Raw genomic sequence first — 22,288 nt, 5'->3', positions numbered from 1 at the left:
CGCCCCCCGGGACCCGCGGTCCGTCTCCGGGCCGCCCGTGCCGTTGGCGTGTGCGGAGGGAGGCGGGCGGCCGGGCGCGCCCGGCCGGTCAGTGGGCCGTCGCGCGGGCTGCCGAGGGGGAGGGGTGGCCGGCGGGGAGGAGGACCGCTGCGGCCAGGGCCAGGGCCAGCGCCGGGAAGGGCAGGGCGGTGAAGCCCCCCGACGCGAGGGCGGCCACGCCGAGGGCCGCGCCGAGTTCGTGGGCCGTGCCGACCGTGCCGGAGGCCAGGCCCGAGTGTTCCGGGGCGACCTCCGAGAGGGCGGCCGTGGTGGCGCAGACGAAGGCCGCGCCGAGACCCAGGGCCAGCAGGGCGAACCCGGGGACGAGGCCCGTCCAGAGCCCGCCGGCCGGAGCCAGGGCCGCTCCGGCCGCGGCCAGGGCGAAGGCGGCCGCGCCGACCGGACGCCAGCCGAAGCGGGCAACGGCCGGACCGCCCAGGTGTGCCCCCGCGGTGACGGCCACCGCCACCGGGAGGAAGGCCAGACCGGTGACCAGCGGGCTCCGCCCGAGGGTGTGCTGGATGTGCAGGGAGCTCAGGTAGAACCCCGCCACCAACAGTCCGGCCGCCCCCAGCATCACCGCGCTGCCGCCCAGCAGCGATCGCCGGCCCGGCAGAGCCGGGGGGAGCAGCGGGTGCGGGGTGCGGCGCTGGACCAGGGCCAGCACGGCCCCCGCCGCCACGGCCGCGGCGAGCCAGGGCCAGGAGCGTTCCGTCAGGCCGTGGACGAGGGCGGCCGAAGCGGCCGTCAGGAGCAGCGCCCCCGGCACGTCCAGGGGTGCACGGCGCGCCGCGGGGTCGCCGGGTGCGCGCAGCGGGGGCCCCAGCAGCAGCGGGACGGCGATCAGCGCCAGCACCCCGGCCGGCAGGTTGACGTAGAAGATCCAGCGCCAGCCGGGTCCGTCGGCGAGGATCCCGCCGAGCAGGACGCCGACGGCCGCGCCCGCTCCGCCGACCGCCGCCCAGACGCCGAGGGCCCGGTGCCGCGACGGCCCCTGGAACAGCGCCATGACCAGGGCCATCGCGGCGGGCGAGAGCAGTGCCGCGCCGACCCCCTGCGCCGACCGCGCGGCGATCAGCGCGGCGCCTCCCGTGGCGAGCCCGGACGCCATCGAGGCCGCGGTGAACAGCGTCAGCCCCGCCAGGAACGTCCGGCGGGCCCCGAACCGGTCGGCCAGCCGCCCGCCCACCAGCAGCAGGGACCCGAAGAAGAGGGTGTACGCGGTGACGACCCGGGTGAGCCCGGACGAGGAGAGGCCGAGGTCGTCGCCGACGGCGGGCAGGGCCACGTTCACCACGGTGACGTCCGCGATGAGCAGGAACTGGGCCAGGCACAGAAGGAAGAGCAGGCGCCACCGGTGGGGGTGCGCGGCGGACGCGTGGGCGTGGGCGTCCTCGGGCCCATGAACGCGTTCCTGCTCCTGGCCGCGGTGGTGCTCGGCGTGTGCGGGCATGACGGATCCGCCTCCTAAACTTAACAGGGGTGTTAGGAATGCAGTATGCAGGCCCGCCGCTGGAATGTGAACACAGGTGTTAAGTTTGACTGCATGGTCCCCGATGCCACCCGACCCGCCCCCCGGCCCCGCCGCGCAGACGCCGAGCGCAACACTGCCGCGATCGTCGATGCGGGCCTGGACTGCTTCCTCGCCGACCCGCAGGCGAGCATGGCGGCCGTCGCCCGCGCCGCGGGCGTCAGCCGGGTCACCCTCTACTCCCACTTCCCCACCCGCGAGGCGCTCCTCGACGCCGCCCTCGACCGGGCCGTCGCCGAAGCGGCCGCCGCCCTCGACGGGCTCCGCGGGGAGGCCCCCGGCGCCGCCGAGGCCCCGGCGGGCCCGGGAGGCACTGCCGAGGAGCTCCGCCGGCTCGTCCGTACCTCCTGGCGGCTCCTCGACCGGCACTCCGCCGTCTTCGCCGCGGTCTCCGCCGCCCTCCCGCCCGAGCGGCTGCGCGAGCGCCACGAGCGGATCCTCGCTCCCGTCCGCCGGCTGGTCCTGCGCGGACAGGAGACCGGCGAGCTGCGCTCGGACCTGTCCGCGGACTGGCTGGTCACGGTCGTCTACAGCCTCGTCCACGCCGCCGCGGCCGAGGTCCAGGCAGGGCGGATGGAGGCCGCGGAAGCCCCCGAGGTCCTCACCTCGACCGTGCTGGCCGCGCTGACCGGCTGACGGGCGGGCCGCGGCCGGTCGGCGCGGGACGGCAGGCAGGCGCGACACCGGTACGGCAGCCCCGACGCCCGCCTGGACGTCCGCCCAGCTCAGGGCCGGGCACGCACGAAGGCCCCGGCGACCACCCTGGGGAAGGGTGGAGGCCGGGGCCTTCGGTCACTGCTCGGTTGCGCCGCACCCGCGTGGCGAACGCTTCGTGTGCGGCGCGGGGTGCCGGTCGGGAGCGGGAGAGAGGGCCCGCTGGATCCTTACCCGGCGATCACATCAGGAGCTCAGCCCTGGAGGGAGGCAACCTTGGTGGCCAGCGCCGACTTCTTGTTGGCGGCGGCGTTCTTGTGGATGACACCCTTCGAGACAGCCTTGTCGAGCGCACGCGCGGCAGCGCGAGAAGCCACGGTGGCCTTCTCGACGTCACCGGCGACGACGGCCTCGCGGGCCTTGCGGATCGCGGTCTTGAGCGAGGACTTGACGGCCTTGTTGCGCAGGCGCGCCTTCTCGTTCGTCTTGTTCCGCTTGATCTGGGACTTGATGTTCGCCACGAAAGAGCCTTTGCAGGTTCAGAGTTTTGTTCTTCGGATCGTGCCTCGACAGCTGAGAGGGCATACGAGACACAGCTGCCCAGGCTACCAGGCACGCTCCGGGCGGCCCAAACCGAGCGCACTGCCCCGTCCATGGGACCATGGGAGTCTGCGTACAGATCCGAGATCACGCCGCCGAGGGCGACGGGAGCCGGATCTGCGCGCCGACCGACGCTCCGCAAACGCTTCCGACTGCGACCCGAGAATCAGGACACTGCGTGCCCGCGATCCCCAGCCACGTGCCCGAGCCGAGCCGTACCGACTCGGCGCTGATCCGCAACTTCTGCATCATCGCGCACATCGACCACGGCAAGTCGACGCTTGCCGACCGGATGCTCCAGATCACCGGCGTGGTCGACCAGCGGCAGATGCGCGCCCAGTACCTCGACCGCATGGACATCGAGCGTGAGCGCGGCATCACGATCAAGTCCCAGGCCGTCCGGCTTCCGTGGGCGCCGACCACGGGCGAGGGTCAGGGCAGCACCCACATCCTCAACATGATCGACACCCCCGGGCACGTCGACTTCACCTACGAGGTCTCGCGCTCCCTCGCCGCCTGCGAGGGCACGGTGCTCCTGGTGGACGCCGCCCAGGGCATCGAGGCGCAGACCCTCGCCAACCTGTACCTGGCGATGGAGAACGACCTCGCGATCGTTCCCGTCCTGAACAAGATCGACCTGCCGGCGGCCCAGCCGGAGAAGTTCGCCGAGGAGCTCGCGAACCTGATCGGATGCCAGCCGGAGGACGTGCTGCGCGTCTCGGCGAAGACCGGTCTCGGTGTCGAGGCGCTGCTCGACAAGGTCGTCGCCACGGTCCCGGCCCCGGTCGGCGTCAAGGACGCCCCGGCCCGCGCGATGATCTTCGACTCGGTCTACGACTCGTACCGCGGCGTCGTGACCTACGTCCGTGTGGTCGACGGCCAGCTGAACAAGCGCGAGCGCATCCGGATGATGTCCACCGGCGCCACGCACGAGCTGCTGGAGATCGGCGTCTCCTCCCCGGAGATGACCCCGTCCGACGGCATCGGCGTCGGCGAGGTGGGCTACATCATCACCGGCGTGAAGGACGTCCGTCAGTCCAAGGTCGGTGACACCATCACCAGCCTGCACAACGGCGCCACCGAGGCGCTCGGCGGCTACAAGGACCCGCGGCCCATGGTCTTCTCGGGCCTGTACCCGCTCGACGGCTCGGACTACCCGGACCTGCGCGAGGCCCTGGACAAGCTCCAGCTGAACGACGCCGCGCTCGTGTACGAGCCGGAGACCTCGGCGGCGCTCGGCTTCGGCTTCCGCGTCGGCTTCCTCGGCCTGCTCCACCTGGACGTGGTCCGCGAGCGCCTGGAGCGCGAGTTCGGCCTCGACCTCATCGCCACCGCGCCGAACGTGGTCTACCGGGTGGTCATGGAGGACGGCAAGGAAGTCACCGTCACCAACCCGAGCGAGTTCCCCGAGGGCAAGATCTCGGACGTGTTCGAGCCGGTCGTCCGCGCCACCGTGCTCGCGCCCACCGAGTTCATCGGCGCGATCATGGAGCTGTGCCAGCAGCGCCGCGGCACCCTCCTCGGCATGGACTACCTCTCCGAGGACCGGGTGGAGATCCGCTACACCCTGCCGCTCGCGGAGATCGTCTTCGACTTCTTCGACCAGCTGAAGTCCAAGACGCGCGGTTACGCCTCCCTGGACTACGAGCCCACCGGCGAGCAGTCCGGCAGCCTGGTCAAGGTCGACATCCTGCTGCACGGCGACAAGGTCGACGCCTTCTCCGCCGTCACCCACAAGGACGCCGCCTACGCCTACGGCGTGCGCCTGGTCGCCAAGCTGCGCGAGCTCATCCCGCGGCAGGCCTTCGAGGTGCCGATCCAGGCCGCGATCGGTTCGCGGGTCATCGCCCGCGAGACCATCCGCGCCATCCGCAAGGACGTCCTCGCCAAGTGCTACGGCGGTGACATCTCCCGTAAGCGGAAGCTGCTGGAGAAGCAGAAGGAAGGCAAGAAGCGGATGAAGATGGTCGGCTCCGTGGAGGTCCCGCAGGAGGCCTTCATCGCCGTCCTGTCCAGCGACGAGTCCGGCGGCAAGAAGAAGTAGCCCGCGCCGGACCCGCCCGGGCCCGGGTGCGGCTGGAACGGGCACTTGGGACATGGGTACGGAATCAGGCCCCCACGCACACGCGTGGGGGCCTCTTTCGTTATGAACCGGCCGCTTGCGGCCCCTTACGCACCGGCCGGTCGGCCTCTAGGCTGATCAACGCTCGACGGTTACTCGCCAGTTTAAAAATGGCAAACGGCTGTAAACCCGCCAGTCCCAAGCGCCCCCCAAGCGCCCCACGCCCACGCTCTGCCGCGTGGACCGGTCCGGAGGATGTCGTGAGCGACACACAGACCTATCTCGAGAACCGCCCGCCCACCGTGGCGGTGCTCTTCCTTGAGCGCGTCGCAGCGACGCCGAACGACGAGGCGTACCGCTACCCGGTGCCCTCGTCCGGCGGCCCCGGCGCCGCCGACGACTGGAAGTCGCTCAGCTGGGGCCAGGCGGCCGAGCGGGTCTTCGCCATCGCCGCCGGCCTGATCTCCCTCGGCCTCGGGACGGAGGAGCGCGTCGCGCTCGCCTCCAACACCCGGGTGGAGTGGATCCTCTCCGACCTCGGCGTCATGTGCGCCGGCGGTGCGGTCACCACCGTCTACCCCAGCACCAACGCGGACGAGTCGGCGTTCATCCTCGCCGACTCCGAGAGCCGGGTGCTCATCGCCGAGGACGCGCAGCAGCTGGCCAAGGCGCGCGAGCGCCGCACCGACCTGCCGAAACTTGCCCACGTCGTGGTCATGGAGGCCGCCGACGCGGTCGCCGCCGAAGGCGACCCCGAGGGCTGGGTGCTCTCCCTCGCCGACCTCGAGGCGCTCGGCAAGGAGTACCTCGTCAAGCACCCCGAGGCGGTGAAGGAGCGGATCGCTTCCATCACCTCCGACCAGCTCGCCACCCTCATCTACACCTCCGGCACCACCGGCCGCCCCAAGGGCGTCCGGCTGCCGCACGACAACTGGTCGTACATGGCCAAGGCCATGGTCGCGACCGGTCTGATCGGCAAGCAGGACGTCCAGTACCTGTGGCTGCCGCTGGCCCACGTCTTCGGCAAGGTGCTGACCTCCGGGCAGATCGAGGCCGGGCACGTGACCGCCGTCGACGGCCGGGTCGACAAGATCATCGAGAACCTGCCGGTCGTGCAGCCGACGTACATGGCCGCCGTCCCGCGCATCTTCGAGAAGGTCTACAACGGCGTGGCCGCCAAGGCCCGCCTCGCCGGCGGCGCCAAGTACAAGATCTTCCAGTGGTCGGTCGGCGTCGCCCGAGAGTACGCCAAGGTCACCCAGGACAACTTCCGCCGCACCGGCCAGGCGACCGCGCCCTTCGGCCTCACCACCAAGCACAAGATCGCCGACGCGCTCGTCTACTCCAAGCTCCGCGACGCCTTCGGCGGGAACCTGCGCGCCGCCGTCTCCGGCGCCTCCGCCCTGGCACCCGACATCGGCTACTTCTTCTCCGGCGCGGGCATCCACATCCTGGAGGGCTACGGCCTGACCGAGTCCAGCGCGGCCTCCTTCGTCAACCCGGGCGAGGCCTACCGCACCGGCACGGTCGGCAAGCCGCTCCCCGGCACCGAGGTCCGCATCGCCGACGACGGCGAGGTGCTGCTCCGCGGCCCCGGCATCATGCAGGGCTACCACGGGCAGCCGGAGAAGACCGCCGAGGTCCTGGAGTCCGACGGCTGGCTGCACACGGGCGACATCGGCGAGCTGTCGGCCGACGGCTACCTGCGCATCACCGACCGCAAGAAGGACCTGATCAAGACCTCGGGCGGCAAGTACGTCGCCCCGGCGGAGATCGAGGGCCGGTTCAAGGCGATCTGCCCGTACGTGTCGACCATCGTCGTCCACGGCGCCGACCGGAACTTCTGCTCCGCCCTGATCGCCCTCGACGAGCCGTCGATCCTGGGCTGGGCAGCCGGGAACGGGCTGGAGGGCAAGACGTACGGGGAGGTCCTGGCGGCGCCGGAGACCAACCGGCTCATCGAGACGTACGTGCAGACCCTGAACGAGGGCCTGCAGCGCTGGCAGACGGTGAAGAAGTTCCGGCTGCTGCCGCGGGACCTGGACGTCGAGCACGGGGACCTGACGCCCAGCCTCAAGCTGAAGCGGCCGGTGGTCGAGCGTGAGTTCAAGCACCTGATCGACGAGATGTACGAGGGCTCCCGAGAGGCCTGACGCCGGGCGCCTGCCGCGGGCTCGGTGGGGCGGGGCGGGGGACCGCCCCGCCGTTCCCCTGCCGGTGGCCGGGAGTGCCGGGCCGGGCTGCGCGCCGGCTGTGCCGTTCCCTGCGGGCCGCTTCCCGGAGCTCCGCCCCAGACCCCGCGCCTCAAACGCCGGCGGGGCTGGATTCGGCGGAGCCCGGTGCCGGCTGGATGGGCTGGGCCCGGCGGGCTGGATTCGGTGGAGCCCGGTGCCGGCTGGCTTCGGCTGCGCCCGGTGAGGCCGGATTCAGCCGGCCTGGTTCGCCTGGGCCGGGGTGGGGTGCGCCCGGTGCCGGCTGCATTCGGTGGAGGCCGGTGGGGTGGTTCGGCTGCGTCCCGTGAGGCCGGATTCGGCTGCGCCCGGTGAGGCCGGATTCGGCTGCGCCCGGTGAGGCCGGATTCGGCTGCGCCCGGTGAGGCCGGATTCGGCTGCGCCCGGTGAGGCCGGATTCGGCTGTGCCCGGTGGGATGCGGTCGGCGGGGCCGGGGTGGTGTGCGGTGCGGGACAATGGGGGTATGCCTTCCGCACTGCCCGACGGTGAACCCATGCCCGGAGACGGCTCGCTGCCGTCGCACGCCCTGGAGGGCGCGGGGGAGCGGCCCCTCGGGTTCTACCTGCACGTCCCGTACTGCGCCACGCGGTGCGGGTACTGCGACTTCAACACCTACACGGCGACCGAGCTGCGGGGTACCGGAGGTGTGCTCGCCTCGCGGGAGAACTACGCCGACACCCTGATCGACGAGGTACGCCTCGCACGGAAGGTGCTCGGGGACGACCCGAGGGCCGTGCGCACCGTCTTCGTCGGCGGCGGTACGCCGACGCTGCTGCCGGCCGGGGACCTCGTCCGGATGCTCGCGGCGATCCGCGACGAGTTCGGCCTGGCCGATGACGCCGAGATCACCACCGAGGCCAACCCGGAGTCCGTGGACCCGGCCTACCTGGCCGAGCTGCGCGCCGGCGGCTTCAACCGGGTCTCCTTCGGCATGCAGAGCGCGAAGCAGCACGTCCTGAAGGTGCTCGACCGCACGCACACCCCGGGCCGCCCGGAGGCCTGCGTGGCGGAGGCGCGGGCCGCGGGCTTCGAGCACGTGAACCTGGACCTGATCTACGGGACACCGGGCGAGACGGACCAGGACTGGCGGGACTCCCTGTCCGCGGCCCTCGGAGCCGGGCCCGACCACGTCTCGGCGTACGCCCTGATCGTCGAGGAGGGCACCCAGCTGGCCCGCCGGATCCGCCGGGGCGAGGTCCCCATGACGGACGACGACGTGCACGCCGACCGGTACCTGATCGCGGACGAGGTCATGGCGCAGGCCGGCTACTCCTGGTACGAGGTGTCGAACTGGGCCACCTCCGAGGCCGGGCGCTGCCTGCACAACGAGCTGTACTGGCGCGGCGCCGACTGGTGGGGCGCGGGCCCCGGCGCGCACTCGCACGTCGGCGGGGTCAGGTGGTGGAACGTCAAGCACCCGGGTGCCTACGCGGCGGCCCTGGCGGAGGGCCGCTCCCCGGGCGCGGGGCGCGAGCTCCTGTCCGGGGAGGACCGCAGGGTGGAGCGCATCCTGCTGGAGCTGCGGCTGGTGGACGGCTGCCCGCTGTCGCTGCTCGCCCCGGCCGGTCTCGCCGCGTCCCGCAAGGCCCTCGCGGACGGCCTCCTGGAAGCCGCACCGTACGAGGCCGGGCGGGCCGTGCTGACCCTGCGCGGACGGCTGCTCGCCGACGCGGTGGTCCGCGACCTCGTGGACTGACCGCACGCGGGCGGGTCCCGGCCGGACCGCGACGTGCCCGCCCGGTTTGGTCACGGTCCGGCCGTGACGAAGTCGATCAGCTCCTCGACGCGGCCCAGCAGGGTCGGCTCAAGGTCCCGGTACGAGGTCACGCGCGACAGGATGTGCTGCCAGGCGGCCCCCGTGTTCTCCGGCCAGCCCAGCGCCCGGCAGATGCCGGTCTTCCAGTCCTGGCCGGGCGGGACCACCGGCCAGGCGGCGATGCCCAGTGCGGACGGCTTCACCGCCTGCCAGACGTCCACGTACGGATGGCCCGCGATCAGGACGTCCGGCGAGGTCACCGACGCCGCGATGCGGGACTCCTTCGAGCCCGGCACCAGGTGGTCCACCAGGATCCCCAGCCGGGCGTCCGGGGCGGGCCCGAACTCGGCCACGACGGCCGGCAGGTCGTCGATGCCCTCCAGGTACTCCACCACCACGCCCTCGATCCGCAGGTCGTCCCCCCAGACCCGCTCCACCAGCTCGGCGTCGTGCCGGCCCTCGACGTAGATCCGGCCCGCGCGGGCCACCCGCGCCCGGGCACCCGGCACGGCGAGCGAACCGGACGCGGTGCGCGCGGGGGCCGCCGGAGCCCGTGACGGGCGGACCAGGGTGACCACGGCCCCCTCCAGCAGGAAGCCGCGCGGCTCCATCGGGAACACCCGGCGCTTGCCGAAGCGGTCCTCCAGCGTGACCGTGCCCGCCTCGCAGGCCACCACCGCACCGCAGAAGTCCGTACCGGCGACCTCCACCACCAGATCGGTTTCCGCCGCCACCTCCGGCACGGCCCGGGGGCGCTTCCACTGGGGGGTCAGGTCGGGGGAGTACTCGCGCATCCGGCCGACAGTAGGAGAGCCGCGGCCGTCACGCCTCCGACACGCCGAAACGGGCGGCCAGTGTGGCGCGTTGCTCACGGACGAAGCCGGCGTCCACCACCGCTCCGTGGCCCGGTACGTACAGCGCGTCCTCCCCGCCCAGCGACAGCAGCCGGTCCAGCGCCGCGGGCCACTGCCGAGGCGCCGCGTCGCTGCCCGCCTGGGGTTCGCCGGACTCCTCCACCAGATCCCCGCAGAAGACCACCTCGCGCTCGCCGGGCACGAAGACGGCGAGGTCGTGCCCGCTGTGGCCGGGCCCCACATTGGCCAGCAGCACCTGGAGCCCGCCGAGGTCCAGCGTCCACTCGCCGGTCACCGGGTGGCGCGGCAGCACCAGCGAGGCCGTCGCCTCGGCGGCCTCGGACGCCGCCAGGCCGTGCCGCACCGCGCTCTCCCGCAGTTCCTCGCGCTCCACGGACAGCACCGCGTCCAGGCCCACCGCCCCGAACACCTCGGCACCGGCGAAGGCGGCAGCACCCAGCACATGGTCGAAATGTCCGTGTGTGAATGCGATATGGGTCACCCGGCGTCCCGTCAGCCGCTCCGCCTGCTCGCGCAGCTCCGCCCCCTCGCGGAGGCAGGAACCGGGGTCTACCAGGAGCACCGAGTCGTCCCCCACCACCAGCCCCGCCGTGCAATCCCACACCGGGAGCCTCCTGCGGCCGGCCCGCCCGGTCAGCCGTTCCCAGCCCGCCTCTTCCCACCGTACGTCCATGCCGCGACGCTACCCTGGCGGGCCGCCCTTGCCAGGGTCTCACCACCCGGCCGTACACTGAGCGGGGGATCTCTGGCACTCGAACGCACAGAGTGCCAGTCACCAGGCGACGAACAAGGCAACGGACCACAGCTGGAGGTGTGCGCGATGCTCAGCGAACGCAGACTCGAAGTGCTGCGCGCCATCGTCCAGGACTACGTCGGGACGGAGGAGCCCGTCGGCTCCAAGGCGCTCACCGAGCGGCACCGGCTCGGCGTCTCGCCCGCCACCGTGCGCAACGACATGGCCGTGCTGGAGGAAGAGGGCTACATCGCCCAGCCCCACACCAGCGCCGGCCGGATCCCCACCGACAAGGGCTACCGCCTCTTCGTCGACAAGCTGGCGGGGGTCAAGCCGCTGTCGTCGCCCGAGCGCCGGGCGATCCAGAACTTCCTCGACGGCGCCGTCGACCTCGACGACGTGGTCGGCCGGACGGTACGGCTGCTCGCGCAGCTCACCCGGCAGGTCGCCGTCGTCCAGTACCCGAGCCTGACCCGGTCGACCGTCCGGCACGTGGAGCTGCTCTCGCTCGCTCCCGCGCGCCTGATGCTCGTACTGATCACGGACACCGGGCGCGTCGAGCAGCGGCTGGTCGACTGCCCGAGCCCCTTCGGCGAGGCTTCCCTCGCCGATCTGCGGGCCCGGCTCAACAGCAGGGTCGTCGGCCGGCGCTTCACCGACGTGCCCCCGCTCGTCCAGGACCTCCCCGAGTCCTTCGAGGCCGAGGACCGCGGCACGGTCTCCACCGTGCTCGCCACGCTCCTCGAAACCCTGGTCGAGGAAGCCGAGGAGCGGCTGATGATCGGCGGCACCGCCAATCTCACGCGCTTCGGACACGATTTTCCCCTGACGATCAGGCCCGTCCTGGAGGCGCTGGAGGAGCAGGTCGTGCTCCTCAAGCTGCTGGGCGAGGCCAACGAGTCGGGAATGGCCGTACGGATCGGGCATGAGAATGCCTACGAGGGACTGAACTCCACGTCCGTCGTCTCGGTCGGTTACGGTTCGGGCGGCGAAACAGTCGCCAAACTCGGCGTGGTCGGACCGACCCGCATGGACTACCCCGGAACGATGGGAGCGGTACGCGCAGTGGCACGTTACGTCGGACAGATCCTGGCGGAGTCGTAAGTGGCCACGGACTACTACGCCGTTCTCGGCGTGCGCCGCGACGCATCGCAGGACGAGATCAAGAAGGCCTTCCGCCGCCTCGCGCGCGAACTCCACCCGGACGTGAATCCGGACCCGAAGACGCAGGAGCGCTTCAAGGAGATCAACGCCGCGTACGAGGTGCTCTCGGACCCGCAGAAGAAGCAGACCTACGACCTCGGCGGCGACCCGCTGTCAGCCGCCGGCGGCGGCGGTGCGGGCGGCTTCGGTGCGGGCGGCTTCGGCAACTTCTCGGACATCATGGACGCCTTCTTCGGCCAGGCCTCGCAGCGCGGCCCGCGCTCGCGGACCCGCCGCGGCCAGGACGCCATGATCCGCCTGGACCTGGAGCTGGACGAGGCGGCCTTCGGGACCACCAAGGACATCCAGGTCGACACGGCCGTGGTGTGCACCACCTGCTCCGGTGAGGGTGCCGCCCCCGGCACCTCCGCGCAGACGTGTGACATGTGCCGTGGCCGCGGTGAGGTGTCGCAGGTCACCCGGTCCTTCCTGGGCCAGGTCATGACCTCGCGCCCCTGCCCGCAGTGCCAGGGCTTCGGCACCGTCGTCCCGACCCCGTGCCCCGAGTGCGCGGGCGACGGCCGGGTCCGCTCCCGCCGCAGCCTCACGGTCAAGATCCCGGCGGGCGTCGAGAACGGCACCCGCATCCAGCTCGCGGGTGAGGGCGAGGTCGGCCCCGGCGGCGGCCCCGCCGGCGACCTGTACGTGGAGATCCACGAGCTGCCGCACACGGTCTTCCAGCGGCGCGGGGACGACCTGCACTGCACGGTGACCATCCCGATGACGGCGGCGTCCCTCGGCACGAAGTGCCCGCTGGAGACGCTGGACGGCCTGGAGGAGATCGACATCCGGCCCGGCACCCAGTCCGGCCAGTCGATCCCGCTGCACGGGCGCGGCGTCACCCACCTGCGCGGCGGCGGACGCGGCGACCTGATCGTCCACGTCGAGGTCATCACCCCGAACAAGCTGGACGCGCAGCAGGAGGAACTGCTGCGCCAGCTGGCGAAGCTGCGCGGCGAGGAGCGGCCCACGGGCCAGTTCGCGCCGGGGCAGCAGGGTCTGTTCAGCCGCCTGAAGGACGCCTTCAACGGCCGCTGACAGCCCGCCGGGCGGCTGCCGGCGAGCCGCCGGCCGGCCCGCGACCTCGCGTACGAGCCCGGCCCCGGGAACCTTCCGGGGCCGGGCTCGACGCATGTCCGCGGGGCCGTGCGGAGCGGGCGCGAGGCCCCGGGGAAGCGGACTATGCCAGGCGAATGCTGAGATTCGGTGCGATGAGCGGGACATGGCACGATGCAGTCCATGTCCACCGCACTGAACGGTCTCTCCCCCCACCCGGTCGTGCAGGCTCCCATGGCGGGCGGCGCCTCGTGTCCGCCGCTCGCCGCCGCCGTGTGCGAGGCGGGAGGGCTGGGCTTCCTGGCCGGCGGCTACAAGACCGCCGACGGCATGTACCAGGAGATCAAACGGGTGCGCGCACTCACCCGGCGCCCCTTCGGCGTGAACCTCTTCATGCCGCAGACGGGATACGTGGACCCGGCCGCGGTGGAGACGTACCGCGGCCAGCTGGCGGGCGAGGCGAGCTGGTACGACGTCTCCCTCGCCCCCGACGACATCATCGGCACCTGTGACGACGGCTACGAGGCCAAACTCGCGATCCTCCTCGAAGACCCCGTCCCGGTGGTCTCGTTCACCTTCGGCTGCCCCTCGTCCGCGGTCCTCGCCGCCCTGCGCAAGGCCGGTACGCACACCGTCGTCACCGTGACCTCCGTCGACGAGGCCAGGGCCGCGCAGGAGGCGGGCGCCGACTCCGTCTGCGTCCAGGGCGTGGAGGCCGGCGGCCACCAGGGCACCCACCGCGACGATCCGCAGGCGGACGGCACCGCGGCCGTGGGGCTGCTCGCGCTGGTGGCGCAGGTCCGCGAAGGCGTGGGCCTCCCGATCATCGCCGCGGGCGGGCTGATGCGGGGCTCGCAGATCGCGGCGCTGCTCGCGGCGGGCGCCGAGGCGGCCCAGCTCGGCACGGCCTTCCTGGCCTGCCCGGAGTCCGGGGCCCACCCGCTGCACAAGAAGGCGCTGACGGACCCGCTGTTCGTCCGTACGGAACTGACCCGGGCCTTCTCCGGGCGCCCGGCGCGGGGCCTGGTGAACCGTTTCATGCGGGAGCACGGTCCGTACGCCCCGGCCGCCTACCCGCAGATCCACCACATGACCTCGGGGCTGCGCAAGGCGGCCGCCGCGGCCGGGGACCCGCAGGGCATGGCCCTGTGGGCCGGCCAGGGGCACCGGCTGGCGCGGGCGCTGCCGGCGGGAGAGCTGGTCGAGGTGCTCGCGGCCGAACTGGCCACGGCACAGAACGCGTTGAAGACACGGCAGATGAGGAGTGCGTCATGACGGCCCCGGTGTTCGTGGTCGAGGAGGTCCCCGCGGGGCCGGAGTTCGTCCTGGAGGGCCCCGAGGGCCGGCACGCGGTGTCCGTGAAGCGGCTGAACCCGGGCGAGGCCGTCGTCCTCACGGACGGCCGGGGCGGCTGGGCCGAGGGGGTCGTGAAATCCACGGAGGGCAAGGACCGCCTGACGGTGGCGGTCGCCTCGGCCGGACGGGAGCCGGAGCCTCCCGTCCGCATCACCGTGGTCCAGGCCCTCCCCAAGGGGGACCGCGGTGAACTGGCCGTCGAGACCATGACCGAGACGGGCGTGGACGCGATCGTGCCGTGGCAGGCCTCGCGCTGCATCACGCAGTGGCGCGGCGACCGGGGCGCCAAGTCCCTCGCCAAGTGGCGGGCCACCGCCCGGGAGGCGGGCAAGCAGTCCCGCCGGGTCCGCTTCCCCGAGGTGGCGGAGGCCATGTCCACCAAGCAGGTCGCGGCCCTGCTGGCCGGGGCCGACCTCGCGGTGGTGCTCCACGAGGACCGCGAGGCCCCCTCGGGCGCACTGGCCACGGCCGACCTGCCCGCCACGGGCTCCGTCGTCCTGGTGGTCGGGCCCGAGGGCGGCGTCTCCCCGGAGGAACTGGCCGCCTTCGCCGAGGCCGGGGCCCACCCCTGCCGGCTGGGCCCGTCGGTGCTGCGCACCTCCACCGCCGGCACGGCGGCGACGGCGGTCCTGCTGGCCCGCACCGGGCGCTGGTCCTAGGCGGTCTTCCGCCGGCGGCGGGGAACGCCCGGAACACCCGCCGCGCCGTGATCGGTCCGGGGATACGATGCCCGGACCGATCAACGACACGGAGGCGAAGCGATGGCCGGGGAACCGCAGGCCGACTGCCTGTTCTGCAAGATCGTCACCGGGGACATCCCGGCGACCGTCGTCCGGGAGACCGGGACGACCGTGGCCTTCCGGGACATCAACCCGCAGGCGCCCACCCACGTCCTCGTGATCCCCAAGGTGCACTACCCCGACGCCGCCTCCCTGGCCGCGGCCGAACCGGCCGTCGCCGCCGACCTGCTGCGCGAGGCCGGGCAGATCGCACTGGAGGAGGAGATCACCGACCACGGCTACCGGATCGTCTTCAACACCGGCGCCGGAGCCGGCCAGACCGTCTTCCACGCCCACGCCCACCTGCTCGGCGGCCGCGGCCTCGAGTGGCCCCCCGGATAGACCGTGTCCGTACGCGAGTTCGTGGTGCTGGGCACCGCAAGCCAGGTGCCCACCCGCCACCGCAACCACAACGGCTACCTGCTGCGCTGGGACGGCGAGGGCATACTCTTCGACCCGGGCGAGGGCACCCAGCGGCAGATGCTGCGGGCCGGGGTGGCCGCCCACGACATCAACCGCATCTGCATCACCCATTTCCACGGTGACCACAGCCTCGGCCTCGCCGGGGTGATCCAGCGCATCAACCTCGATCAGGTGCCGCACCCCGTCACCGCGCACTACCCGGCCTCAGGGCAGAGGTTCTTCGAGCGGCTGCGCTACGCCACCGCCTACCGGGAGACCGTCCCGCTCCGCGAGGAACCGGTGGCCGCGGACGGGACCCTGGCACACGGGCCCTCGTACGTCCTGGAGGCGCGGCTGCTCTCGCACCCGGTGGAGTCCTTCGGCTATCGGCTGACCGAGCCCGACGGCCGCCGCATGGTCCCCGAACTGCTCGTGCGGCACGGGATCAAGGGGCCGGACGTCGGCCGCATCCAGCGCGAGGGGCAGCTCGGCGGGGTCACCCTGGAGGACGTCAGCGAGCACCGGCCCGGACAGCGGTTCGCCTTCGTCATGGACACCCGGCTCTGCCCCGGTGTGGACGCGCTCGCCGAGGGCTGCGACATGCTGGTCATCGAGTCGACCTTCCTGGACGAGGACGAGCGCCTGGCCACCGACCACGGCCACCTCACCGCCGGCCAGGCGGCCAGGGTGGCGCGGGACGCGGGCGTGCGCCACCTGGTGCTCACGCACTTCTCGCAGCGGTACGGGGACCCGTCCGAGTTCGAACGGCAGGCGCGCGCGGCCGGGTTCGAGGGCGAGCTGACGGTGGCGGCCGACCTCGTCCGCGTGCCCTTGCCCAAGCGGGGCTGAACGCCGCCGCCCCGGCTCCGCCGGCCTCCAGCACCGGAGCCGGCGGGCCCTCTACAGCCGGGCGCCGGAGCGGCGCAGGCTCGGGGAGGGGATCAGGACGCGGCGCGGCCGGCGGCGGACGGAGATCGCGGTGACCGTGAGCTCCTGGGCGCCGACGCGGGGGACCGTACGCGGAGGGGTGCCGGCTCCGGCCGCCGGCACCGTGGCCGGCGCCCCGCCACGGCGGCGTACCGAACCCGCGGTCAGCGGGCGCCCGCCGGCGTGCAGGGCGACGGCCGCCATCGGCCCGGCCCCACCGCCGGCAGCGGCCCGCCCGGCCCCAGGCCCATGCCCGGGAAGCCCGCGCCCCCGGGGAGCAGGCTGCAGGCGATCAGCGCCGTGCCCGCGCCGATCGGGACGGCCCGGCCCAGGCGGGCGCCCGGCGCGGAGGCGGCCGTGACCCCGAGCAGGCCGGCGCCCAGGGCCGCGGCGAAGACCATGCCGAGGCCTCCGACAGCCCCGCCTGCTGGGCCCCGATCCGGCCGCTGCCCCCCCCCACAGGGCGTTCTGGGCCAGGGACCACAGCATCAGACACCCGGCCGGCACCGCCCCGGCGCGCGTACGGGAGCTGCCCCCGGCCGGGCTCCGCGCCACCCGCGGGGGCGCCGCCCGGCGGTCCCGGAGGCGGCCACGGCGGTGGCGGTACCGGAGCCGAAGCCGCCGACGACCGCGCCCGCCACCACCAGGGGCAGCAGCGGGGTCGCGGCGGCCGTGCCGTAGCCCGCGACGGCGAGGAGCAGCCCCAGCCGGGCCGGCCGGCGCGGCCCGAGGCGGGGGATGCGGGAGGCGAGGGCGAAACCGGCCGTGGCGGACCCGAGCAGCAGGGCCGTGCCGATGAGACCGGCCTGGGCGGGGCCCAGCGGAAGGTGCGCGTCGAGCCGCCCGACGACGTCGGCAGGAGGTACGGGGCGAGGTGGCCGGCCGTGAAGAGGCCACGAGGGGCCAGGCGGCGGAGGGCCCGGAAGGCGGCCCGGAGGGCGGCGCGGCGGTGGGGTGGGGCACGGGTCGTTCCTGGTGGTGCGTGGGCGCCGCGGAGAGAGCGGGGCCCCTGTCCATCAACCGGGCGGAGTTGGCGAAAAGGGCCTTCCGGGCGTGATGTGCGACACACTAGGTTTGGTCCTGCCCGAGGCGGGCAGGGCTGGCAGCTTTCCAGTGAAACCCTGCTGCAGAAACGAACCTTCAGGGCATCGGTCGGCGCACGCGAGACACCGGGGAGTACACCGTGACCAGTCGGGACAGCCTCACCAGCCGCGACGCAGCAGTGGATCCGCTCGGTCCGCTGCGCGATCCCCAGGAACCGGGGTGCGACGTCTTCCTGACCGGTCCGGTCTTCCTCGACATCATCTTCACGGGCCTCGACTCGGCGCCGGTCCGCGGGACGGAGTCCTGGGCGCGCGGCATGGGCTCCTCCCCGGGCGGCGTGGCCAACATGGCCACCGCTCTGGCCCGGCTCGGCCTGCGCACCTCGCTGGCCGCGGCCTTCGGGGACGACCACTACGGCGAGTACTGCTGGGACGCCCTCGAACAGGGCGAGGGCATCGACCTGTCGATGTCGCGGACCGTCCCCGGCTGGCACAGCCCCGTCACCGTCTCGATGGCCTACGAGGGCGAGCGCACCATGGTCTCGCACGGCCACGAGGCGCCTCCCCCGGCGGGCCCGGGGCCCTTCCCGCAGTGCCCGCCGAAGGCCCGCGCGGCCGTGGCCTCGCTCGGACCGGGCCGGGGCGAGCCGTGGATCGCGGAGGCCGCGCGGCGCGGCTCGAAGGTCTTCGCCGACGTCGGATGGGACGAGAGCGGCCGGTGGGACCTGTCGGCCCTGGCCGACCTGGAGCACTGCGAGGCCTTCCTGCCGAACGCGGGAGAGGCGATGCGGTACACCCGCACCGAGTGCCCGAGGGCGGCCGCCCGGGCGCTGGCCGAGAAGGTGCCGATCGCGGTGGTGACCATGGGCCCGGAGGGCTCGTACGCGGTGGACGGGCGCACCGGGGAGACGGCGCACGTCCCGGGGATCACGGTGGACGCCCTGGATCCGACGGGGGCGGGGGACGTGTACGTGGCCGGCTTCGTGACCGGCACCCTGGCGGGCTGGCCGCTGGCGGACCGCCTCGCCTTCGCGGGGCTGACGGCCGCGCTGTCGGTCCAGGAGTTCGGCGGCTCGCTGTCGGCCCCCGGCTGGCCCGAGGTGGCCCACTGGTGGCGGGCCGTCCCCGAAGGGCTGCGCGGCCGCTACGGCTTCCTGGACGCCCTGATCCCGCAGGGTTCGACCCCGGCGGAGCGGCGCCGGGCGGTGCCGACGATCGGCTTCCGGCACTCCGCGTAGCGGCGGGGCGGGGACGGGCCGCGGCCCGCCCCGCGGGCCCGGTCCCGGAACGGGAGGGAAAACCTCTCGGGGATGCCCCGGCGGAGACGTAGGCTTGGTAGTCCGGAGGTCGTCGATCGGCGCGGCCCCTCAGCGGGAGGTATGTGCAGGCCACAGTGCCGGCCCATGACTCAGACACCTACAGCCCACACCCCGGCGCCGGGGCAGGCGCGAGCCCACTTCACCGTTCCGGCCACCCACCCGATGGTGACCGTCCTCGGCTCGGGGGACGCGCTCCTGCGCGTGATCGAGAAGGCCTTCCCGAAGGCCGACATCCATGTTCGGGGCAATCAGGTCAGCGCGATCGGAGCCGCGGCGGAAGTCGCCCTGATCCAGCGCCTGTTCGACGAGATGATGCTGGTGCTCCGCACCGGGCAGCCGATGACGGAGGACGCAGTGGAACGCTCGATCGCCATGCTCAAGGCGAGCGGCAACGGCAAGGGCGGCCCCGAGGAGACGCCCGCCGAGGTGCTCACGCAGAACATCCTCTCCAGCCGCGGCCGCACGATCCGTCCCAAGACCCTCAACCAGAAGCGGTACGTCGACGCGATCGACAAGAACACGATCGTCTTCGGCATCGGCCCCGCCGGTACCGGCAAGACGTATCTGGCCATGGCCAAGGCGGTCCAGGCCCTGCAGTCCAAGCAGGTCAGCCGGATCATCCTGACCCGGCCCGCGGTCGAGGCGGGGGAGCGGCTCGGCTTCCTGCCGGGCACCCTCTTCGACAAGATCGACCCGTACCTGCGCCCGCTCTACGACGCGCTGCACGACATGCTCGACCCCGATTCCATCCCGCGGCTCATGGCCGCCGGGACCATCGAGGTGGCGCCCCTGGCGTACATGCGCGGCCGCACGCTCAACGAGGCCTTCGTCGTCCTGGACGAGGCGCAGAACACGACCGCCGAGCAGATGAAGATGTTCCTCACCCGGCTCGGTTTCGACTCGAAGATCGTCGTCACCGGCGACATCACCCAGATCGACCTGCCCGGCGGGGCCAAGAGCGGTCTGCGCCAGGTGCAGGAGATCCTGGACGGGGTCCCGGACATCCACTTCTCGCGGCTCACGTCCGAGGATGTCGTCCGCCACAAGCTGGTCGGCCGTATCGTCGACGCGTACGAGAAGTACGACGACGGCCAGCAGGCCGCCAACGGCCACCAGCGGAAGTAGAACCCAGCGCACCATGTCGATCGACGTCAACAACGAGTCCGGTACCGAGGTCGACGAGCAGGCGATCCTCGACATCGCCCGCTACGCGCTCACCCGGATGCGGATCCACCCGCTCTCCGAACTCTCCGTCATCGTGATCGACGAGGAGGCGATGGAGCAGCTCCACATCCAGTGGATGGACCTGCCCGGTCCCACCGACGTCATGTCCTTCCCGATGGACGAGCTGCGCCCGCCGGCGAAGGACGACGAGGAGCCCCCGCAGGGGCTCCTCGGCGACATCGTGCTCTGCCCCGAGGTGGCCAAGAAGCAGGGTGAGGACGCCCCGACGCAGCACTCCATGGACGAGGAGCTCCAGCTCCTGACCGTCCACGGGGTGCTGCACCTGCTCGGCTACGACCACGAGGAGCCGGACGAGAAGGCCGAGATGTTCGGTCTCCAGGCGGCCATCGTCGACGGCTGGCGCGGTGAGCGCGGCATGACCGGCCCGTCCCCGGCACCGACCGTCTCGTGAACGCCGCGCAACTGATCACCGGCGCCGTCCTGCTGGTCGTCGTGGCCTGGTTCGCGGCCTGCGCCGAGTCCGGGATCGCCCGCATCTCCAGCTTCCGCGCCGAGCAGGCCGTACGGGAGGGCCGGCGCGGCAGCGACAAGCTCGCACAGGTCGCCGGCGACCCCACCCGCTACCTCAACGTCGCCCTGCTGGTGCGGGTCACCTGCGAGATGGCGGCCGGGGTCCTCGTCACCTACGTCTGCCTCGACGAGTTCGGCGAGAACTGGACCGCGCTCCTCGTGGCCATCGCCGTGATGGTGCTGGTCTCCTTCGTCGCCGTCGGCGTGTCCCCCCGTACGATCGGCCGCCAGCACCCGCTGAACACCGCGACGGCGGCCGCGTACGTCCTCGTGCCGCTGGCCCGGGTCATGGGGCCGGTGCCGCAGCTGCTGATCCTCATCGGCAACGCGCTCACGCCCGGAAAGGGCTTCCGCAAGGGGCCGTTCGCCTCCGAGGCGGAGCTGCGCGCGATGGTGGACCTGGCGGAGAAGGAATCGCTGATCGAGGACGACGAGCGCCGCATGGTGCACCAGGTCTTCGAACTCGGCGACACCCTGGTGCGCGAGGTGATGGTCCCGCGCACCGACCTGGTCTGCATCGAGCGCTACAAGACGGTCCGTCAGGCGACCACGCTCGCGCTGCGGTCCGGCTTCTCGCGCATCCCCGTCACCGGGGAGAACGAGGACGACATCGTCGGGATGGTCTACCTGAAGGACCTGGTCCGCAAGACCCACATCAGCCGGGAGGCGGAGTCCGACCTGGTCTCCACCGTCATACGGCCGGCGGTCTTCGTGCCGGACACCAAGAACGCGGGCGACCTGCTGCGCGAGATGCAGCAGGTGCGCAACCACGTGGCCGTCGTCATCGACGAGTACGGCGGCACGGCCGGGATCGTCACCATCGAGGACATCCTGGAGGAGATCGTCGGCGAGATCACCGACGAGTACGACCGTGAGCTCCCGCCGGTGGAGGAGCTGGGCGGGGACCGCTACCGGGTGACGGCCCGGCTCGACATCACCGACCTCGGCGAGCTGTTCAAGGTCGAGGCCTTCGACGACGAGGACGTGGAGACGGTCGGCGGCCTGCTGGCGAAGGCACTGGGACGGGTCCCGATCGCGGGCGCGTCGGCGGTGGTGGACCTGCCGGACGGGCGTCCGCTGCGGCTGACCGCCGAGTCGCCCGCGGGGCGCCGGAACAAGATCGTGACCGTGCTGGCGGAGCCCGCGGCCCCGCCGGAGAACCGGGGCGAGGAGGGCGAATGACCCCGGCCGGACTGCGGGCGCTGTGCCTGGACTTCGAGGCGGCGGTGGAGGAGTTCCCCTTCACCCCGCAGATCTCGGTGTTCAAGGTGCTGGGGAAGGTGTTCGCGCTCTCCGCGCTGGACGCCGAACCGCTGAAGGTCAACCTCAAGTGCGAGCCGGAGCAGGCCGTGCGGCTGCGCGAGCAGCACGCGGCCGTCGTGCCCGGCTACCACATGAACAAGCGGCACTGGAACACCGTCACCGTGGGCGGGCCGGACGGGTTGCCGGAGGCGCTGGTCCGCGAGCTGGTGGAGGACTCGTACGACCTGGTGGTGGCGGGCCTGCCGAAGGCGGAGCGGCTGCGGCTCGACCGGCCGTGACCGGGGCCCCGGCGGGGCCGTTGCACGGCCCGCCGGGGCGCTCCCTATGCTTTCGACCATGACCGACAGCACCGGGATCGACCCCGAGGACAGCAAGATCATCACGCTGGCGCGCAGCGCCCGGGCCCGCAACGGCGTGCCCGAGGGGGCCGCGGTGCGGGACGAGACGGGCCGTACCTACGTCGCCGGCACGGTGGAGCTCGACTCCCTGAAGCTGAGCGCGCTGCGGACCGCCGTCGCGATGGCCGTGGCGAGCGGGGCGCAGTCGTTGGAGGCCGCCGCCGTCGTCAGTGCGGCCGACGCCCCCGCCGCGGCCGACCGGGCGGCTGTCCGCGACCTCGGCGGCCCGGACACCCCGGTCCTGCTGGCGGGCCCCGACGGCACCCTCAAGTCGACCACCCCGGCCGGCTGACCTCCCTGCGCCC

20 protein-coding genes and 1 pseudogene are annotated in these 22,288 nt (G+C 72.9%); 16 read left to right on the top strand and 5 right to left on the bottom strand.

Going from position 1 to position 22,288, the window contains the following annotated elements; translation table 11 throughout:
* Positions 1–88: 88 nt before the first annotated feature.
* On the bottom strand, positions 89–1,492 hold the full coding sequence (locus ACFWUZ_RS16045) for an MFS transporter (protein ID WP_384372477.1): 1,404 nt from the start codon (positions 1,490–1,492) through the stop codon (positions 89–91).
* Between the two features lie 93 nt (positions 1,493–1,585).
* Here ACFWUZ_RS16045 and ACFWUZ_RS16040 point away from each other — a divergent pair, with 93 nt between their 5' ends.
* Complete coding sequence (locus ACFWUZ_RS16040) at positions 1,586–2,206, top strand: TetR/AcrR family transcriptional regulator (RefSeq protein ID WP_384372475.1); 621 nt, start codon at positions 1,586–1,588, stop codon at positions 2,204–2,206.
* Positions 2,207–2,478: 272 nt separating this feature from the next.
* On the opposite strand, the gene rpsT is transcribed toward ACFWUZ_RS16040, so the two are convergent.
* Positions 2,479–2,745: a 30S ribosomal protein S20 gene (gene rpsT / locus ACFWUZ_RS16035; protein WP_030384651.1), complete on the bottom strand. Its 267-nt coding sequence runs from the start codon at positions 2,743–2,745 to the stop codon at positions 2,479–2,481.
* A gap of 257 nt (positions 2,746–3,002) precedes the next feature.
* Between rpsT and lepA the strand changes: the two genes are divergently transcribed.
* From lepA to hemW, 3 genes are all read left to right on the top strand, one after another.
* Complete coding sequence (gene lepA / locus ACFWUZ_RS16030) at positions 3,003–4,868, top strand: translation elongation factor 4 (protein WP_362396689.1); 1,866 nt, start codon at positions 3,003–3,005, stop codon at positions 4,866–4,868.
* Positions 4,869–5,146: 278 nt separating this feature from the next.
* Positions 5,147–7,039, top strand: a complete 1,893-nt coding sequence (locus ACFWUZ_RS16025) for an AMP-dependent synthetase/ligase (protein WP_384372472.1) — start codon at positions 5,147–5,149, stop codon at positions 7,037–7,039.
* Positions 7,040–7,581: 542 nt separating this feature from the next.
* Positions 7,582–8,814, top strand: coding sequence for a radical SAM family heme chaperone HemW (gene hemW / locus ACFWUZ_RS16020; RefSeq protein ID WP_384372470.1), 1,233 nt, complete (start codon positions 7,582–7,584; stop codon positions 8,812–8,814).
* Between the two features lie 50 nt (positions 8,815–8,864).
* Here hemW and ACFWUZ_RS16015 read toward each other — a convergent pair whose 3' ends face one another.
* Positions 8,865–9,668 (bottom strand): DUF3097 domain-containing protein, encoded by an 804-nt coding sequence (locus ACFWUZ_RS16015; protein WP_384372466.1) that lies wholly within the window; start codon positions 9,666–9,668, stop codon positions 8,865–8,867.
* A 28-nt stretch (positions 9,669–9,696) separates the two neighbouring features.
* Complete coding sequence (locus ACFWUZ_RS16010) at positions 9,697–10,422, bottom strand: MBL fold metallo-hydrolase (RefSeq protein WP_384372464.1); 726 nt, start codon at positions 10,420–10,422, stop codon at positions 9,697–9,699.
* A 147-nt stretch (positions 10,423–10,569) separates the two neighbouring features.
* Here ACFWUZ_RS16010 and hrcA point away from each other — a divergent pair, with 147 nt between their 5' ends.
* The 6 genes from hrcA (at position 10,570) to ACFWUZ_RS15980 (ending at position 16,127) form a co-directional block, all read left to right on the top strand.
* Complete coding sequence (gene hrcA / locus ACFWUZ_RS16005) at positions 10,570–11,586, top strand: heat-inducible transcriptional repressor HrcA (protein ID WP_384372462.1); 1,017 nt, start codon at positions 10,570–10,572, stop codon at positions 11,584–11,586.
* Positions 11,587–12,723 carry a molecular chaperone DnaJ gene (dnaJ, locus tag ACFWUZ_RS16000; protein WP_384372460.1) on the top strand — a complete coding sequence of 379 codons (1,137 nt, stop codon included), beginning with the start codon at positions 11,587–11,589 and terminating at the stop codon, positions 12,721–12,723.
* Positions 12,724–12,924: 201 nt separating this feature from the next.
* Positions 12,925–14,016 carry a nitronate monooxygenase gene (locus ACFWUZ_RS15995; RefSeq protein ID WP_384372458.1) on the top strand — a complete coding sequence of 364 codons (1,092 nt, stop codon included), beginning with the start codon at positions 12,925–12,927 and terminating at the stop codon, positions 14,014–14,016.
* Positions 14,013–14,756: a 16S rRNA (uracil(1498)-N(3))-methyltransferase gene (locus tag ACFWUZ_RS15990; RefSeq protein WP_384372456.1), complete on the top strand. Its 744-nt coding sequence runs from the start codon at positions 14,013–14,015 to the stop codon at positions 14,754–14,756. Before ACFWUZ_RS15995 ends, ACFWUZ_RS15990 begins: the two co-directional genes overlap by 4 nt.
* Before the next feature lie 102 nt (positions 14,757–14,858).
* On the top strand, positions 14,859–15,218 hold the full coding sequence (locus tag ACFWUZ_RS15985) for a histidine triad nucleotide-binding protein (RefSeq protein WP_384372454.1): 360 nt from the start codon (positions 14,859–14,861) through the stop codon (positions 15,216–15,218).
* Positions 15,219–15,221: 3 nt separating this feature from the next.
* Entirely contained in the window at positions 15,222–16,127 is a 906-nt protein-coding gene (locus tag ACFWUZ_RS15980) for a ribonuclease Z (protein ID WP_384372452.1), read from the top strand.
* 51 nt (positions 16,128–16,178) lie between these two features.
* Here the strand turns inward: ACFWUZ_RS15980 and ACFWUZ_RS15975 are convergent.
* A pseudogene (locus ACFWUZ_RS15975) lies at positions 16,179–17,102 on the bottom strand (hypothetical protein).
* 286 nt (positions 17,103–17,388) lie between these two features.
* Here ACFWUZ_RS15975 and ACFWUZ_RS15970 point away from each other — a divergent pair.
* The 6 genes from ACFWUZ_RS15970 (at position 17,389) to ACFWUZ_RS15945 (ending at position 22,275) form a co-directional block, all read left to right on the top strand.
* On the top strand, positions 17,389–18,486 hold the full coding sequence (locus ACFWUZ_RS15970) for a carbohydrate kinase family protein (protein ID WP_384372450.1): 1,098 nt from the start codon (positions 17,389–17,391) through the stop codon (positions 18,484–18,486).
* A gap of 165 nt (positions 18,487–18,651) precedes the next feature.
* Positions 18,652–19,692: a PhoH family protein gene (locus tag ACFWUZ_RS15965; protein ID WP_384372448.1), complete on the top strand. Its 1,041-nt coding sequence runs from the start codon at positions 18,652–18,654 to the stop codon at positions 19,690–19,692.
* 13 nt (positions 19,693–19,705) lie between these two features.
* A complete protein-coding gene (gene ybeY / locus ACFWUZ_RS15960) occupies positions 19,706–20,203 on the top strand; it encodes an rRNA maturation RNase YbeY (protein ID WP_031150912.1) in 498 nt (165 codons plus the stop codon).
* On the top strand, positions 20,200–21,504 hold the full coding sequence (locus ACFWUZ_RS15955) for a hemolysin family protein (RefSeq protein WP_384372446.1): 1,305 nt from the start codon (positions 20,200–20,202) through the stop codon (positions 21,502–21,504). The genes ybeY and ACFWUZ_RS15955 overlap by 4 nt, the downstream gene beginning before the upstream one ends.
* Complete coding sequence (locus ACFWUZ_RS15950; protein ID WP_384372444.1) at positions 21,501–21,863, top strand: MmcQ/YjbR family DNA-binding protein; 363 nt, start codon at positions 21,501–21,503, stop codon at positions 21,861–21,863. Before ACFWUZ_RS15955 ends, ACFWUZ_RS15950 begins: the two co-directional genes overlap by 4 nt.
* A gap of 58 nt (positions 21,864–21,921) precedes the next feature.
* Positions 21,922–22,275, top strand: coding sequence for a cytidine deaminase (locus ACFWUZ_RS15945; RefSeq protein ID WP_384372442.1), 354 nt, complete (start codon positions 21,922–21,924; stop codon positions 22,273–22,275).
* The last annotated feature ends 13 nt before the right edge of the window (positions 22,276–22,288 follow it).

Origin of the sequence: Streptomyces sp. NPDC058646 (assembly GCF_042716875.1) — a bacterium.
GTDB lineage: Bacteria > Actinomycetota > Actinomycetes > Streptomycetales > Streptomycetaceae > Streptomyces.
Note: the sequence above shows the minus strand (reverse complement) of the source record. Positions and strands in the feature narration are given on the sequence as shown.

Coding starts and splice junctions, on each gene's coding strand:
- ACFWUZ_RS16045 (WP_384372477.1), bottom strand. CDS start 1,492: ATGCCCGCACACGCCGAGCACCACCGCGGCCAGGAGCAGGAACGCGTT.
- ybeY (WP_031150912.1), top strand. CDS start 19,706: ATGTCGATCGACGTCAACAACGAGTCCGGTACCGAGGTCGACGAGCAG.
- ACFWUZ_RS15990 (WP_384372456.1), top strand. CDS start 14,013: ATGACGGCCCCGGTGTTCGTGGTCGAGGAGGTCCCCGCGGGGCCGGAG.
- ACFWUZ_RS16015 (WP_384372466.1), bottom strand. CDS start 9,668: ATGCGCGAGTACTCCCCCGACCTGACCCCCCAGTGGAAGCGCCCCCGG.
- hemW (WP_384372470.1), top strand. CDS start 7,582: ATGCCTTCCGCACTGCCCGACGGTGAACCCATGCCCGGAGACGGCTCG.
- ACFWUZ_RS15945 (WP_384372442.1), top strand. CDS start 21,922: ATGACCGACAGCACCGGGATCGACCCCGAGGACAGCAAGATCATCACG.
- ACFWUZ_RS15950 (WP_384372444.1), top strand. CDS start 21,501: ATGACCCCGGCCGGACTGCGGGCGCTGTGCCTGGACTTCGAGGCGGCG.
- ACFWUZ_RS16040 (WP_384372475.1), top strand. CDS start 1,586: ATGGTCCCCGATGCCACCCGACCCGCCCCCCGGCCCCGCCGCGCAGAC.
- ACFWUZ_RS15985 (WP_384372454.1), top strand. CDS start 14,859: ATGGCCGGGGAACCGCAGGCCGACTGCCTGTTCTGCAAGATCGTCACC.
- ACFWUZ_RS15995 (WP_384372458.1), top strand. CDS start 12,925: ATGTCCACCGCACTGAACGGTCTCTCCCCCCACCCGGTCGTGCAGGCT.
- ACFWUZ_RS16010 (WP_384372464.1), bottom strand. CDS start 10,422: ATGGACGTACGGTGGGAAGAGGCGGGCTGGGAACGGCTGACCGGGCGG.
- hrcA (WP_384372462.1), top strand. CDS start 10,570: ATGCTCAGCGAACGCAGACTCGAAGTGCTGCGCGCCATCGTCCAGGAC.
- ACFWUZ_RS15965 (WP_384372448.1), top strand. CDS start 18,652: ATGACTCAGACACCTACAGCCCACACCCCGGCGCCGGGGCAGGCGCGA.